At 73.3% G+C, this 15009-nt stretch carries 12 protein-coding genes; 11 read left to right on the forward strand and 1 reads right to left on the reverse strand.

Annotated features, from left to right (window positions below; translation table 11 throughout):
• Nucleotides 1-360 precede the first annotated feature (360 nt).
• On the reverse strand, nucleotides 361-1830 hold the full coding sequence (locus tag H7X46_RS12785; protein ID WP_186359617.1) for an Nramp family divalent metal transporter: 1470 nt from the start codon (nucleotides 1828-1830) through the stop codon (nucleotides 361-363).
• A gap of 148 nt (nucleotides 1831-1978) precedes the next feature.
• On the opposite strand from H7X46_RS12785, the gene H7X46_RS12790 reads away from it, so the two are divergent.
• The 11 genes from H7X46_RS12790 (at nucleotide 1979) to H7X46_RS12840 (ending at nucleotide 14981) form a co-directional block, all read left to right on the forward strand.
• Nucleotides 1979-2746, forward strand: a complete 768-nt coding sequence (locus H7X46_RS12790; protein ID WP_186359618.1) for an IclR family transcriptional regulator — start codon at nucleotides 1979-1981, stop codon at nucleotides 2744-2746.
• 9 nt (nucleotides 2747-2755) lie between these two features.
• A complete protein-coding gene (locus H7X46_RS12795; RefSeq protein WP_186359619.1) occupies nucleotides 2756-3535 on the forward strand; it encodes an IclR family transcriptional regulator in 780 nt (259 codons plus the stop codon).
• A gap of 92 nt (nucleotides 3536-3627) precedes the next feature.
• Entirely contained in the window at nucleotides 3628-4311 is a 684-nt protein-coding gene (locus H7X46_RS12800; RefSeq protein WP_186359620.1) for a class II aldolase/adducin family protein, read from the forward strand.
• Between the two features lie 31 nt (nucleotides 4312-4342).
• Nucleotides 4343-5821, forward strand: a complete 1479-nt coding sequence (locus H7X46_RS12805; protein ID WP_186359621.1) for an aldehyde dehydrogenase family protein — start codon at nucleotides 4343-4345, stop codon at nucleotides 5819-5821.
• Nucleotides 5822-5921: 100 nt separating this feature from the next.
• Nucleotides 5922-8033 carry a hydantoinase/oxoprolinase family protein gene (locus tag H7X46_RS12810; RefSeq protein ID WP_186359622.1) on the forward strand — a complete coding sequence of 704 codons (2112 nt, stop codon included), beginning with the start codon at nucleotides 5922-5924 and terminating at the stop codon, nucleotides 8031-8033.
• The gene (locus H7X46_RS12815) at nucleotides 8033-10018 is read left to right on the forward strand and encodes a hydantoinase B/oxoprolinase family protein (protein ID WP_186359623.1); all 1986 of its coding nucleotides are present in this window, start codon (nucleotides 8033-8035) and stop codon (nucleotides 10016-10018) included. Before H7X46_RS12810 ends, H7X46_RS12815 begins: the two co-directional genes overlap by 1 nt.
• Before the next feature lies 1 nt (nucleotide 10019).
• The gene (locus tag H7X46_RS12820) at nucleotides 10020-10301 is read left to right on the forward strand and encodes a hypothetical protein (RefSeq protein ID WP_186359624.1); all 282 of its coding nucleotides are present in this window, start codon (nucleotides 10020-10022) and stop codon (nucleotides 10299-10301) included.
• On the forward strand, nucleotides 10298-11053 hold the full coding sequence (locus H7X46_RS12825) for an SDR family NAD(P)-dependent oxidoreductase (protein ID WP_186359625.1): 756 nt from the start codon (nucleotides 10298-10300) through the stop codon (nucleotides 11051-11053). Before H7X46_RS12820 ends, H7X46_RS12825 begins: the two co-directional genes overlap by 4 nt.
• 44 nt (nucleotides 11054-11097) lie before the next feature.
• Entirely contained in the window at nucleotides 11098-13035 is a 1938-nt protein-coding gene (locus H7X46_RS12830) for an FAD-dependent monooxygenase (RefSeq protein ID WP_186359626.1), read from the forward strand.
• 273 nt (nucleotides 13036-13308) lie between these two features.
• Nucleotides 13309-14049, forward strand: a complete 741-nt coding sequence (locus H7X46_RS12835; protein WP_370588739.1) for a GAF and ANTAR domain-containing protein — start codon at nucleotides 13309-13311, stop codon at nucleotides 14047-14049.
• A 215-nt stretch (nucleotides 14050-14264) separates the two neighbouring features.
• Entirely contained in the window at nucleotides 14265-14981 is a 717-nt protein-coding gene (locus H7X46_RS12840; RefSeq protein ID WP_186359627.1) for a GAF and ANTAR domain-containing protein, read from the forward strand.
• Nucleotides 14982-15009 lie beyond the last annotated feature (28 nt).

Below are 15009 nucleotides of genomic sequence, written 5' to 3' on the forward strand. Positions count from 1 at the left end.
CCCCGGCGAGGGCGATACGGTGCGGCTCGGTGGAGCGTCGTTCGTCGATCTGCACGGTGTTGCCCTGGTGGGGGCGGTAGCGTGCGTCCCGGCTGGTCGCAGTTCGTCGATCTGCACGATCTGGCCCCCGCCCGGGCGAGAACGTGCGTCTCGTCAGCGCCTTCCTCATCGATCGGCGCGAATCCGCCCGGTGAGCGGTGGGGTGCGCGGCTCGGTGTCCGCGGGCACCGACCTCCCGCGGATCACCCGAGCAGCCCCGTCGCGTAGGCGACCGAGGTGAGCACCGCGAAGATCGTCAGCGCGAGCAGCAGCGTCAGCCAGAGCCTGCGCAGCGTTCCCGGCACGGCACCCACCTCCTCGTCAGGCCACGGAGGCCGGTCCCGCGGTGACCATCTGGTAGATCAGGAACACCGAGAAGGCGACGTAGAACAGCGCGACGACCACCATCACCGGCAGCCGCCACCCGGCTAGCCGGGCGAACGGCGGCAGGAACCTCCGGTTGATCATGATGAGCAGGACGGAGTAGAAGGCCATCACGAAACCGCCGCCGGCCGAGGCGATGACCAGGAGCACGACCGGTTCGATGCCGGTCCAGATGATCCCGGATCCCACCACGATCATGATCCACACGACCGTGATGTAGATCTTGCTCTCGCTCCAGAAGCTGCTCTCCTTGAGGAAGCTGATCTTCAGCGAGTCCCCGGCGAGGCGGCTGACGTAGTCGATCACGCCGATGTTCGTGGAGAACAGCATGAGGAAGCCGGCGACGTAGAACGCCGTCGCGAACCACGGGGCGATCAGCGTGCCGAGCGCCTGGCCCTCGGCCTGGATGAACGTGAGCTCGGATTCGAGCGTGGGATCCACCCCGACCGTGGAGAACACCAGCACGGCCAGCGAGACCAGCAGCAGCGCGCCGATGAACCAGAACGTGAGGAGCTGCTCCTGGTTCGCGACCCGCCACCACTGCCGCCACCGCCGTTCGTTCTCCGGGGTGGGGGAGGCCATGAACCCCAGCGACGGCGCCGCGACCTCCTGGCCGGTGACGGGGGAGACGATGTTGGGGATCCGCACGCCCATCCCCATGCCCTTGTCCCGGATGTAGTTGCTCTGGACGAGGTTGTTGGCCCCGCCCGCACCGGCGAAGACGATGGCGCCGAACAGCGACGCCGCCCCGACCTGGCTGACGACGCCGGGGAGACCGGCCACCCCGTCCGGGATCTCGGTGACCACGGACGCCCAGGCGTCGCCCCGGGTCGCCACCACGATCGCCGCCACGACGAAGATCAGGATCAGGGCGACCATCGCGCCCTCGACCTTCTCCAGGGTCTGGTAGATCACCGGCGACACCGTGATCGCGAGGCCGATCGACACGAGGAAGATCGTCGCGACGACGGGGACCGCCGAGTCGGAGAGGTCGAAGATGAAGGTGAAGACGGTGGCCCCGCTGGAGGCCCAGCCCGGCCAGAGGTTCGGCAGGACGGCGCCCAGCACGAAGATCACACCCCACGGCAGCCACAGCCGGGAGAACCCGGTCACCGCGGTCTCGCCGGTGACCAGGGTGTAGCGCTCGACCTCCATGTTGAGGAAGAACTGCAGCGTGATGCCCACGACGGCGAGCCAGATGATCCCCAGCCCGACCTGCGTCGTGAGGTACGGCCACAGGACCAGCTCACCCGAGCCGAGTGCGGTGGCCGTGAGGATGACGCTCGCGCCGAGGTAGCGGCGCAGTCCCTGGGGTTCCGGGAGGTCGGCGTACGGCACCGCCGGGAGGTGGCGGCTCGGGAGCTCGGTCGCCGTCGCGGCACCTGCGGACCGGCCGTCGTCGGCCATCACGCCACCCCCGGCGTCGTTGCTCGGTGAAGGTGGCGTACAGGCTAACGCCGCCCGGCGGTCCGCGCCGGTTCTGCGCGGTTCGTGGGGCCGGTCGCGGCGCGCGCCCCTTGACAACGACATCCGCTGACAAGACTCTCGTTCTGCCATGAAGAACAAGCCGGCCTACGGGATCGACTCGGTCGACCATGCCCTGCACCTGGCGACGATCCTGCTGCAGGAGGGGTCACTGCGGATCACCGACGCCGCCGAGCGCCTCGGGGTGTCCCGCTCCACCGCGCACCGGTTGCTGGCGATGCTGGTCTACCGCGACTTCGCCGAGCAGGACGACCGGCGCCGCTACGTCGCAGGCCCGCTACTGCGTCGCCCGACGGTTCCCGAACCGGTCGCCGATCTGCGCCGGATCGCGGTGCCGCACCTGCATGGCCTCACCGCCACCACCGGCGAGACCGCGAACCTGGTCGTCGTGCTCGGCGACCAGGCACGGTTCGTGGCCACGGTCGAGTGCGACCAGGTGCTGCGCGTCGGCGACCGGGAGGGCCGGACCCTGCCGGCACACCTGGTGTCCGCCGGACGGGCGGTGCTCGCCACCCGTACCGAGGCCGCGGTGCGGGAGCTCTACGCCGGCTCGGCGGTGACCGACCCGGACGTGCTCCTGCGGGACCTGCGGCGGGTGCGGCGGCGCGGGTTCGCGGTGAACGACCAGCGCACCGAGACCGGGCTCATCGCGGTCGGCGCCGCGGTGCCCGGGACGGTGTCGGCAGGTCCCGGCCCGGCCGGTGTCTCGCTGGCGATGCCGACCGTGCGCTACCGCCGCGACCGGCTCCCGGAGTGGGGGCGCGCCGTCGTCGCCACGGCCGAGCGGGTCGGCCGCGACCTGGACTGGGCGGCGTCGATGCCCGGCGGCGCTCGGTAGGCTGGTCCGATGTCCGGAAGCCCCGCCGGGCCACCCGCCCCGCAGTACCCGATCGAGTCGGTCGACCGCACCCTGCAGGTGCTCACCCAGCTCGCCGACCGGCGGGAGCTGAAGCTCTCCGAGGTGCGCGCGCACCTGGGCGTCGGGCAGTCGACGGCCCACCGGCTGATGGCGATGCTGGTCTACCGCGGCTTCGCGGTGCAGGACCCGGACACCCGGGCCTACCGCCCCGGCCCGGCGCTGTTCGGCATCGCGGCGGCCGCCGCCGACTCCTTCGACGTCGCCCGGGCCGTCCGCCCCGTGCTGGAGCGGCTCGCCGAGGAGACCGGCGAGACCGTGCACCTCGGGGTGCTGTCCGGGACCGCGGTGCGCTACCTCGACGTCGTCGAGTCGCCGGCGGCGCTGCGGGTGACCGGCCGGGTCGGCCGGCTGACCCCGGCGCACGCGACGAGCCTGGGCAAGGCCATGCTCGCCACCTACGACGACGACCGGGTCCGGGAGCTCTACGCCGGCCGCGAGCTGCGGGCTCAGACCCCGGCGACGATCGTCGACCTCGACCGCCTGCTGGCCGAGCTGGGACGGACCCGCGCGCGGGGCTGGGCCCGCAACCGCGGCGAGATGGAGCCCGGCGTCTGCTCGGTCGGGGTCGGGACCGAGGTCGCCGCGCTCGGCCTGCGCTGCGGGCTCAGCGTCGCGACGCCGGCGGTCCGGTCGACCCCCGCGGTGGAACGGGCGCACGCCGGGCTGCTCGGCGCCGCCGTCGCCCGGCTGTCCGGGATCCTCGCCTAGTTTCTGCTGAGCAGAACAGAAAGTCTCGACCGAAGACTCTGACGGCTCGTACTCTCGCCGCGTCATCCCGCCGGAGAGAGGACACGTCACCGATGACGGAAGACGTCCGCACGCTGGTCGCCACCGCCTCCCGCGTGCTCGCGAGCCAGGGCCAGGACGACCTGATCTGGGGTCACGCCTCGGCCCGCGACGACCAGGGAATCTGGATCAAGTCGGCCGAGTGGGGCCTCGGCGAGGTCACCCCCGAACGCGTCCACCTGGTCGACCCCGCCGGGACGGTGCTGGCAGGTGACGGCGCCCGGCACAGCGAGTACCCGATCCACACCGAGATCCTCGCCGCCCGGCCGGACGCCGGTGCCGTCGTCCACACCCACCCACCGCATGCCGTCGCGCTGGCCGCGACCGGGCAGCCGCTACGGCCCGTCAGCCACGCTGCGACGATGTTCGTCCCGCCCGCGGTGCCCCGCTTCACCGCGACCGCCGACCTGATCCTCACCCCGGAGCTCGGCAAGCAGGTCGCCGCCGAGCTCGGTGAGGCGGACGCGCTGTTCCTGGTCCACCACGGGATCGTCACGGTCGGGCCCGACCTGCCCACCGCCGTCGTCCGCGCCGTCGTGCTGGAGCGGGCCTGCCATCAGCAGATGCTCACCCACGCCTTCGGCGGCTGGCCGGGCTGGTCGGACGCCGCCGAGGCCGCCGACAAGCGCGCCCACATCTACCCCCCGCGTGCCGTGCACGCCGTCTGGGACCACCTCGTCCGCCGGCTGCCCGCATGAGCACCGACCGGCCCCCGGAAGGAGACCCGTCATGACCGAGGTGGCCACCCACCCGCTCCCGCCGCAGGTCGCCGCACTGCTCGACCGTGACTGGCCGATGCTCGTCGGCGGCGCCCTCGCCGCGGCCCGCAGCGGGGCGACCTACACCCGGACCAGCCCGTACACCGAGACCGCCATCGCCGAGGTCCCGGACGGCGACGCCGCCGACGTCGACGCCGCGGTGCAGGCCGCGCACGCCGCGCGCGCCGGCTGGCGGGCCACCCCGCCGGCCGAGCGGGCCCGGCTGGTGTGCGCGCTGGCCGACGCGATCGAGGCGCACGGCGAGGAGCTCGCGCTGCTCGACACCGCCGACGCCGGCTCGCCGATCTCGAACTCCCGCGCGGACGTCGCGGCCGGCGTCGCGAGCCTGCGGATGTTCGCCGGGCAGGTGCTCGAGCTGAAGGGCAGCACCATCCCGGGCCCCGGCGGCCTGCACGTCACGGTGCGCGAGCCGGTCGGCGTCGTCGCCCGGATCGTGCCCTACAACCACCCGCTGATGTTCGCCTGCAAGGTCGCGGCACCGCTGGTGGCGGGCAATCCGACGATCCTCAAGCCGCCGGAGGTCGCGCCGCTGTCCGCGATGCGGATGGCCGAGCTGGCCGCCGGGATCTTCCCGCCCGGCGTGCTCTCGGTCGTGGTCGGCGACGGCCCCACGGTGCCGGACGCCCTGGTCCGGCACGAGCTGGTGCGCCGGATCGGGTTCATCGGCTCCGAGGCCACCGGGCGGGCCATCCAACGGGCGGCCGCGGAGACCGGGGTCAAGGACGTCACGCTCGAGCTCGGCGGCAAGAACGCGATGGTGGTGTTCGCCGACGCCGACCTGGACGCCGCTGCCGACGGCGCCGTCGCCGGCATGAACTTCACCTGGTCCGGCCAGTCCTGCGGCTCGAACTCCCGGCTGCTCGTCCAGCACGAGGTACACGACGAGCTGGTCCGGCGGGTCGTGGAGCGGATCGAGCGGCGCCGGATCGGCGACCCGTTCGACGAGGCCACCGAGCAGGGCACGATGATCAACCGCGCCCAGTACGAGAAATCGCTGTCCTACATCGACATCGCCCGCGCGGGCGGGGCGCAGGTCGTCACCGGCGGCGGGCGCCCGCCCGGGCAGGACCGCGGCCTGTTCGTCGCGCCGACCGTCTTCACCGGGGTCGCACCGGACTCCCGGATCGCGCAGGAGGAGGTCTTCGGCCCGCTGCTGTCGGTGATCGGCTTCGACGGCGAGGCGGAGGCCGTCGAGATCGCCAACGGCGTCCGCTACGGGCTGACCGCGAGCGTCTGGACCCGGGACGTGAGCCGCGCGCACCGTGTCGTCGACGCCCTCGAGGCCGGCTTCACGTGGATCAACGGTTCGTCCCGGCACTTCCCGAACGTGCCGTTCGGCGGCATGAAGGGCTCCGGGATCGGCCGCGAGGAGAGCCTCGAGGAGCTGCTCGGCTACACGGAGCTGAAGGCCGTCAACGTCATGTACTGAGCACGGAGCCTGCGGAGCTGCGCATCGGTACTGAGCACGGAGCCTGCGGAGCTGCGCATCCGAACTGACCGGTGCCGTCCGGCACCGAGAGGAGCGAACCATGCCGTACGTCATCGGCATCGACACCGGCGGCACCTTCACCGATGCCTTCGCCGCGGACCAGCACAACCGGCTCGCCGCCGCCAAGACCCCGTCCACCCCGCCCGACTTCGCCGAGGGCTTCCTGAACGCCGTCGACGGCCTGGCCGACGAGCTCGGCCTGGGTGTGGCCGAGCTGCTCGCCGACACCGACTACATCGTGCACGGCACCACCTCCACGTTGAACTCCCTGGTCACCGGGGACGTCGCCGACGTCGGGTTCCTGACCACCCGCGGGCACGCCGACTCGATCAGCATCATGAACCTGGAGGGCCGCTACGCCGGGCTCGGCGCCGACGAGGTGCAGCAGATGGCCCGCACCGGCAAGCCGGCCGGGCTGGTCCCGCGCCACCGGATCGTCGAGATCGACGAGCGGATCGACCACAAGGGCGCCGTGATCGTGCCGCTGGACGAGGCGGGCGTGCGGGCCGCGGTCCGCGAGCTGGTCGCCGACGGCATCGAGGCGATCGCGGTGTCGCTGCTGTGGTCGTTCCGGAACCCGGCCCACGAGCAGCGGATCCGCGAGCTGATCGCCGAGGAGGCGCCGGGCCTCTACGTCGCGCTGTCCAGCGAGGTCTCGCCGCGGATCCGGGAGTACGCCCGCAGCGTCACCACGATCATGAACACCCAGGTCGGCCCCCGGCTGGGCGGCTACCTGCGCCCGCTGGAGGCCCGGCTGCGCGAGCGCGGGTTCACCGGGGCACTGCTGGTCATGCAGGGCTCCGGAGGCTGCGTCAGCGCCGCCGACGCCCCTTCCCGGGCGATCACCACGATCGGGTCGGTGCTCACCGGCGGCGTCGTCGGCTGCACCCGGATGGCCGCCACCCTGGGCACCGACAAGGTGATCTCCACGGACATGGGCGGCACCACGTTCCTGGTCGGGCTGGTCGTCGACGGCAGCCCGGTGACCACCACGTCGACGGTGCTCAACCAGTACGCGATCAGCTCACCCACGGTCGACGTGCACACCATCGGCGCCGGCGGCGGTGCGATCGCCTGGGTGGACCCGGCCGGCAACCTCAAGGTCGGGCCCCGCAGCGCGGGCGCCCGGCCCGGCCCCGCCTGCTACGGGGAGGGCGGCTGGGAACCCACCGTCACCGACGCCGACCTGGTGCTCGGCATCGTCAACCCGGACAACTTCCTGGGCGGGCGCAAGAAGCTCGACGTCGACGCCGCCCGGGACGCGATCGACAAGGTCGTCGCCACCCCGCTCGGGATGGGCGTCGACGACGCCGCGGCCGCGATCTACGCGATCCAGAACGCGCAGACCGCCGACCTCGTCCGCAAGGTCGTCGTCAACTCCGGGCACGACCCCCGCGCGTTCACCCTGTACGCCTTCGGCGGGGCCGGGCCGATGCACTGCGCGAGCTACTCGGCCGATCTCGGCATCCGGGAGGTCGTGGTCCCGCTCGGCTCCACCGCCGCGGTGTTCTCGGCGTACGGCCTGGCCGCGTCGGACATCGTGCTCACCGCGGAGCGCTCCCAGCCGGCCCCGATGCCGGTCGACGCGGGCACGGTGAACGCGGTATTCGCGGAGCTGGAGGCCGAGCTCGCCGCCCGGCTCGCCGACCAGGACCTGCGCTTCTCCGGCACCCGCTACGAACGCGAGGCCGACCTGCGCTACACGATGCAGCTGGCCGAGGTCTCCACGCCGGTGGCCGCCGGGACCCTCACGGCCGACGACGTCGAACGGCTCGGCCGGGACTTCGAGGCGCGTTACGAGTCGCTGTACGGCGCCGGCACCGGCTTCCCGGACGCCGGCCTGCAGCTGATCACCTACCGGGTGCGGGCGGTCGGCACCCTGCCGATCGCTCCCGAGCTGCCCGACCACGCCGTGGCCGCGGCCGGCCCGGAGCCCGGCGGGCACCGCGAGGTCTTCCTCGACGCCCGCACCGGCCGCGAGACCGCGGCGATCTTCGACTACCGCGCCCTGTGCACCGGTCACCGGATCACCGGCCCGGCCGTCGTGGAGGCGCCCACCACCACGGTGGCGCTGCCCGCGGGCACCGCGGCCACCGTCGACCGGCTCGGCAACCTCGTCGTCCGGTACACCGACACCGAGGAGGTCTCCTGATGGCCGCCGTCCCCGTCGCCGGCTCCGAACGGTTCGCCCAGGGCGGTCACCCGCTCCCGCCCGGCGACATGTTCGGCGACGTCACGCTGCACCGGGTGCCCGAGGGCACCGACGTCGACCCGCTGACCTACGAGGTCGTCCGGCACCGGCTGGTCGCGATCACCGAGGACATGGGTGACGCGGTGAAGCGGATGTCCGGCTCGGTCGTCGTGACCGACTGCAACGACTTCGGGACCGGGATCATGGACGAGGCCGGTGAGACCGTGCAGGTCGGCCTCTACAACACCCAGCTCGGGTCCGCGCTCGACATGGCGGTGCGGTGGACGCTGCAACACCGCGCCACCAACCCGGGGATCCGCCCCGGTGACCAGTTCCTGCTCAACGACCCGTGGGTCGGCGGCGGGCTGCACCAGAACGACGTGACCGTGCTGGCCCCGCTGTTCTGCGACGGAGAGCTGTTCTGCTGGACCAGCGTCGTCGCGCACCAGGTCGACCTCGGCGGGGTCTCGCCCGGCAGCTGGTCGGTGGAGGGCCGGGACGTGTTCTGGGAGTCGCTGCCGATCCCGCCGGTGACGATCGTCGAGGGCGATCGCCTGCGCTCCGACGTCGAGGACATGTACCTGCGCCGGTCCCGGGTGCCGAAGCTGGTGGGGCTCGACCTGCGGGCCAAGATCGGTGCGAACAACGTCGCGCACGAGCGGCTGCGTGCCCTGATCGCGACCTACGGGCCGGCCACGGTCAAGGCCGTCATGAAGAAGATGACCGCCGACACCGAGACCAGGCTGCGCGACCGCCTGCGCACGCTGCCCGACGGGACCTGGTCCGCGGTCGCCCACCAGGACGGTGCCCGGGCCGGAGACCGCGACATCCACAAGATCGTCGTGGCGATGACCAAGCGCGACGACCGGCTGACCTTCGACTTCACCGGCACCGACCCGCAGGTCGAGGGCATCATCAACTGCACGTACGCCGGGCTGCGCGGCGGGCTGCTGCCGATCCTGCTGACCATGCTGTGCCCGGACATCTCGTGGTCACCGGGCGGGGTGTTCCGCTGCGTCGACATCATCAGCGAACCCGGGACGCTGAACAACTGCACGTTCCCGGCCGGGATCGGCAAGGCGTCGGTCAACTCGGCCTGGGCCACCCAGAACGCGGTGTCGGAGACGGTCGCGGCGATGCTCGGCACCCATCCCGAGCTATCCCGCTCGGCGATGAGCGTCTGCCAGGGCAGCTTCGACCTCGCCCTGCTCGCCGGGGTCGACCAGCGCGGCAACGGGTTCGCGACCATGCTGTGCGACTCGATGGCCGGCGGGATGGGCGCCAAGGTGGACGGCGACGGCGTCGACACCGGCGGGCAGAACTGCATCCCGATGGGCCGGATCGCCGACGTGGAGATCAACGAGTTCAGCTTCCCGATGCTCTACCTGTGGCGCCGGGAGGAGGCCGACTCCGGCGGCGCGGGCCGGTGGCGCGGCGGGGTCGGGGCCTCGAGCTGCTTCGTGCCGCACGACTCGCCGGCCGGCCAGGTGCACCTGGTCGTGTCCGCGAACGGCAAGGCGGTGCCCCAGTCGCCGGGCCTGTCGGGCGGCTACCCGGCCGCGACCCAGTGGGACGTGTTGGTCCGGGACTCCTCGGCGCGTGCGCAGCTGGCTGCCGGGCGGATACCGCAGACCCTGGACGAGCTCGGCGGCACCGCGCAGACCGTCCCCCCGCACCTGGAGACCGACCTGGGGGCCGGCGACGTGTACTTCACCCACTGGCAGGGCGGCGGCGGGCTCGGGGATCCGCTGCACCGCGAACCCGAGCGGGTCGCCGCCGACGTCGCGAACCGGAAGGTGTCGGTGGTCGCGGCCCGCGATGTCTACGGGGTCGCGCTGGCCGGTGACGGAAGCGCCGACCCGGCGGGCACGGCGGCGCTACGCGGCCGGCTGCGCCACCGGCGGGCCGGCCTCACCTCGTCCGACGAGACCGGCGAAGGAGCCTGACGTGGCCATCGACCTGAACCTGGACATCGACGACACCGGCGCGGTGGTGTGCCGGCACTGCGGTGCCACCGTCGGCGCTTCGGTGGCCGACCCGCTGGGGCACGCCGTGCGCCACGAGCGGCCCTCGGTTGAGGCGGGCCCCGCCGTGCACGCCGCGCCGTCGGAGTTCGTCGACCGCGACGTCGTGCTGCGCCAGGCGTTCTGCCCCGGCTGCCTGGCGCTGGTCTTCACCGAGATCGTCCCTGCCGGGGAACCCTCCTACCGCGTCTGGAGCCTGACATGACCCGCCTCGACGGACGCACCGTCGTCGTGACCGGTGCCGCACAGGGCATCGGCGCCGCCTACGCCCGCCGGTTCGTCGCCGAGGGCGCCACCGTGGTGCTCGCCGACCGCAACGCCGAGGGCGCCGAGGCGGTCGTGGCCGGCACGGACGGCCCCGGGAAGGCGGTCGCCCGCCCGCTCGACGTGGCGGACCGGGCGTCGTGCCGGGAGCTCGCCGGATGGATCGCCGACACCTACGGCAGGGTCGACGGCGTGGTCAACAACGCCGCGGTGTTCTCCACGATCACGATGAAGCCGTTCTGGGAGATCACCGACGAGGAGTGGGACCGGGTCCTGTCGGTGAACCTGCGCGGGCCGTGGCTGGTGGTGTCGGAGCTGCTCGACCTGCTGCGCCGGTCGGACTCGGCGAGCGTGGTGAACATCGGCTCGGACGCGGTGCAGCTGGGCCGGCCCGGCTACCTGCACTACGTCGCCGGTAAGGGCGGGGTGCACGGGATGACCTGGTCGATGGCCCGCGAGCTGGGGGAGTTCGGGATCCGGGTGAACACGTTGTCGCCCGGGCCGGTGTACACCGAGGTGCCGCGCGAGACCGTGACCCCGGCCCAGCGGGAGGCGATGCTGGCCGCCCAGTGCCTGCACCGGCCCGCCGAGCCCGACGACATGATCGGGACCGCGGTGTTCCTGCTGTCCGGCGACGCCACCTACCTGACCGGCCAGACGATCAGCGTCAACGGTGGGCTGGTGCACCGCTGACCGCCCGTCCACGGTCCACCCACGGCGCGGAGGAGCCCCGGATCATGCAGTTCCATCTCGACGGTTACCGGACCGGTGACCCGTTCGTCGCCGACCCGCACCCCTCCGTGGGGGAGCGCACCGGCGCGCTTCCCGACCGGACCGACGTGCTCGTCGTGGGGGCCGGTCCGGCCGGGCTGGTCGTCGCCGCGCAGCTCGCGAACGTCCCCGAGGTGTCGACCGTCGTCGTCGACCGGAGGGACGGCCCGCTGGAGGTCGGGCAGGCCGACGGCGTGGCCTGCCGGACGATGGAGATGCTCCAGGCCTTCGGGGTCGCCGGCCGGCTGGCCGAGGAGAGCTACCAGGTCAACGAGGTGACCTTCTGGCGCCCGGGCCCCGACGGGGCCCTCACCCGCACCGGCTGGGTCCCGGACGTCGAGGACGACCTCTCCGAGATGCCGCACGTGATCGTGAACCAGGCCCGGCTGCTGGAGCACCTGCGCGACCACATGCGGCGCTCACCGGCGCGGTCCGCGCCGTTCCACGGGCTGCAGCTCACCGGGCTGACCGTCGACCGCTGTGCCGACACCTGGGCGGACCACCTCGTCACGGCTACGCTGGCGCACGTCGAGGACGGGCAGGAGACGGGGGAGACCTCGACCGTCCGCGCCCGCTACGTCGTCGGCTGCGACGGCGCCCGCAGCGCGACCCGCGCCGCGATCGGCCGCGCCCTCGCCGGCGACGCCATGAACAAGTCCTGGGGCGTGCTCGACGTCCTGGTCGACACCGACTTCCCGGACATCCGGCGCAAGAGCACGATCCACTCGTCCGGCGGAAGCATGCTGATCATCCCGCGGGAGGGCGGCCACCTCGTCCGGCTCTACATCGAGCTCGACAACGACCGCGACGGCGCGATGCTGCGGTCCCGCAGCGTGACACCGGAGCGGCTCGCCGACGTCGCGGCCCGCATCCTGCACCCGTACCGGCTCGAGGTCCGCGACGTCGGCTGGTGGGCGGTGTACGAGATCGGGCAGCGGCTGTGCGACCGCTTCGACGACACCGAACCCGGTGACGGGCGGGTCCCGCGCGTGTTCATCGCCGGCGACGCCTGCCACACGCACAGTGCCAAGGCCGGCCAGGGCATGAACGTCTCGCTGGCCGACGGCTGGAACCTCGGCTGGAAGCTGGCGACCGTGCTGCGCGGCACCGCCCGCCCGGAGCTGCTGCGCACCTACACCGACGAGCGGCAGGCGGTCGCCCGTGAGCTGATCGACTTCGATCGGGAGTTCGCCACCCTGTTCAGCACCCGCCCGGGCGAGCACGCCGACCCGGAGGAGTTCGCGCGCTACTTCCGCGAGCACGGCCGGTTCACCGCCGGCGTCGCGGTCCGGTACGCGCCCTCGCCGGTGACTGCCGCCGACGCCAGCCAGGAGCTCGCCACCGGGCTGCCGGTCGGGACCCGGTTCCACTCCGCGCCCGTGGTGCGGCTGGCCGACGCCAGGCCGATGCAGCTCGGTCACGCCGCCCGGGCGGACGCGGCGTGGCGGGTCTACGTGTTCGCCGACCGGACGCAGGAGGCCTTCCGGGCAGCGTGCGCGGACCTGCACGCCGTGCGGGACCGGTTCACCCCCGCCGCGGCCGAGCCGGACTCGGTGCTCGACGTCCTCGGGGTCCTCCAGCAGGACCACCACGACGTGGCCGTGGAGGAGCTCCCCGCGGTGCTGCGCCCCCGCAAGGGCCGGTTCTCGCTGGTCGACCACGAGAAGGTGTTCTGCGCCGATCCCCGCGACGACGTCTTCGACCGGCGGGGGGTCGACCGCGGCGGCTGCCTGGTCCTGGTCCGGCCGGACCAGTACGTGGCGCACGTCCTCCCGCTGGACGCCTGCGCGGCGCTGCGGACCTTCCTCGACGGTGTGCTCGTCGCCGCGCGGCCCGGGCCGGAACGGGACCGCGCCGGCCGGACCGTTCCGGCGCGGGCCGGGTCGGGACCGGCGGTGTCATGACCGAGCTGCGCGACCATCCCGGGCGAGAGACCTGAGGGCACGCGGGTCCCGGCCGCCCATTCCCCCTCCCGGCCCCGATCGCCCGGTAGACTCCGGGCCGGGTCGAACCCTCCGGCCCGCGTGAGCGTCCAGGAGTCACAGGCCTGGTTCCCGCTGAGGCATGCGCGCGCTCCACCGCCTGCGGCGGGGCACAACTCGACGCGTGCCGTCGGCGTCCGTCGACCATGCCCCGCCCCCGCGGGTGGCGGGGCCAGCCCCGATGGGACCTTCGCCGTGAACGACCCCAGTGCCTTCCTGCTCGAGTCGCTCAGCCGTGCGGCACGGGAGCTCGTCGGGCGGCACGCCGTCCGCGACCTGGAGAGGACCCTCGCGGAGATCGTGGCCGCGGCGGTGCGCGCGGTGCCGAACGCCGACGCCGGCGGGATCACGATCGCGGAGAGGTCCGCGATCACATCCCGGTACCCGACGACCGACTCCGTGCGCCGGCTCGACGTGCTGCAGTCCGAGCTGCGGGAAGGGCCGTGCATCACCGCCGCGGAGCAGCCGCCCGAGGACGGGGTGGTCTACGCCGCGGACATGGCCGCCGACGACGGCCACCAGCGGTGGCCGCAGTTCGCGCCGCGCGTCGTGGAGCACGGGTTCCGGTCGATGCTGTCGACGCAGCTGGCGTTCGAGCGCGGGGTCCCCACCGCGCTGAACCTGTACTCGCGCGAGCCGGACGCGTTCGACGACGCGGCCCGGACACTGGCCGGACTGTTCGGCCTCCAGGCCGCAGTCCTGCTCTACGGTGCGCGGCACGCCGCCAACCTGAACCTGGCGCTGGAGTCCCGGGACGTGATCGGGCAGGCCAAGGGCATCCTGCAGGAACGCTTCGACGTCGACGACGACCAGGCCTTCCACATGCTCGTGCGGACATCGCAGGACACGAACATGCGGCTGGCCGAGGTGGCCCGGTGGCTCGTCGAGCACCGCACGGAGACGCGCGCCGACGAGCGCAGGCGGCCGATCGCGTGATCCCGGCCGCGGAGCGGCCGGTGGACGTTTCGTGACCTGCCCCGGAGGTAGGTGACCCGAGCCCGTCCCCCGTCCCGGGACGAGAGACGGGTCAGACGCGGCGGGTTCAAGCCCAGGAGCCCGCCGCGTCGCCGTCACGCCCGCTGGCCGACGGGTGCCCGTCGTGCTGGAATCGGACGAATGGACACCCCATCCACGTCCGTCGCCAGCGCCGCGTGTGGCAGCAGCTCACCGACCACACCGGGTTCGTGCGCCTGCTCGACACCGCCGTCGACCGGGTGACCGTCACCGACGATCCCGACACCGTCCTGCGGGGCATCGTGGACGGGGCCGTCGCCGGCATCCCCGCGGTCGACCACGCGTCCGTGACGGTGTGGGACCCCGCCGGGCGGATCGTGCGCGCGGCGGCGAGCGACGACGACGCGGCCCGGCTGCGCGCCGCCCAGGCCGATCTCGACGAGGGGCCCGGCATTGACGCCCGGACCGGAGGCGTCACCGTCGTCGTGCACGATCTCGCGGCCGACGGGCGGTGGACGGCGTTCGGCCCGCTCGCGCGGGAGCACGGCGTCCGCAGCGTGGTCGCGGTGCCGCTGCGGTGCGGGTGGCACACCGGCGCGCTGACCCTGTGGTCACGGGCCGTGGCGGCGTTCGACGAGCCGGGGCAGGTCCTCGGCGAGCTGTTCGGGCGGTACGCGTCGATCGCCGTCGACTCCGCGGAGATCCGGGGCGACCTGCGGCGGGCCATCGAACGCCGGGACGTGATCGGTCAGGCCAAGGGGATCCTCATGGTGGACCGCGGGGTGGGTCCGGACGAGGCGTTCCGCATCCTGGCCCGCCGCTCGCAGCAGGAGAACACCAAGGTGGCGGACATCGCGCGCCGGCTGGTGGCCGAGCGGCTCGGCGCACCCACCGGGCCCCGAGGGGACGCCTGAGCGCGCCCGGGCGGCGGGGTGCCGCCGA

Source organism: Pseudonocardia sp. C8 (assembly GCF_014267175.1).
In the GTDB taxonomy this organism is placed as follows: Bacteria; Actinomycetota; Actinomycetes; order Mycobacteriales; family Pseudonocardiaceae; genus Pseudonocardia.

What these genes read in the sequence shown, in the direction of transcription:
- H7X46_RS12785 (WP_186359617.1), bottom strand. Translation starts at nt 1,830, where the DNA reads ATGGCCGACGACGGCCGGTCCGCAGGTGCCGCGACGGCGACCGAGCTC.
- H7X46_RS12790 (WP_186359618.1), top strand. Translation starts at nt 1,979, where the DNA reads ATGAAGAACAAGCCGGCCTACGGGATCGACTCGGTCGACCATGCCCTG.
- H7X46_RS12795 (WP_186359619.1), top strand. Translation starts at nt 2,756, where the DNA reads ATGTCCGGAAGCCCCGCCGGGCCACCCGCCCCGCAGTACCCGATCGAG.
- H7X46_RS12800 (WP_186359620.1), top strand. Translation starts at nt 3,628, where the DNA reads ATGACGGAAGACGTCCGCACGCTGGTCGCCACCGCCTCCCGCGTGCTC.
- H7X46_RS12805 (WP_186359621.1), top strand. Translation starts at nt 4,343, where the DNA reads ATGACCGAGGTGGCCACCCACCCGCTCCCGCCGCAGGTCGCCGCACTG.
- H7X46_RS12810 (WP_186359622.1), top strand. Translation starts at nt 5,922, where the DNA reads ATGCCGTACGTCATCGGCATCGACACCGGCGGCACCTTCACCGATGCC.
- H7X46_RS12815 (WP_186359623.1), top strand. Translation starts at nt 8,033, where the DNA reads ATGGCCGCCGTCCCCGTCGCCGGCTCCGAACGGTTCGCCCAGGGCGGT.
- H7X46_RS12825 (WP_186359625.1), top strand. Translation starts at nt 10,298, where the DNA reads ATGACCCGCCTCGACGGACGCACCGTCGTCGTGACCGGTGCCGCACAG.
- H7X46_RS12830 (WP_186359626.1), top strand. Translation starts at nt 11,098, where the DNA reads ATGCAGTTCCATCTCGACGGTTACCGGACCGGTGACCCGTTCGTCGCC.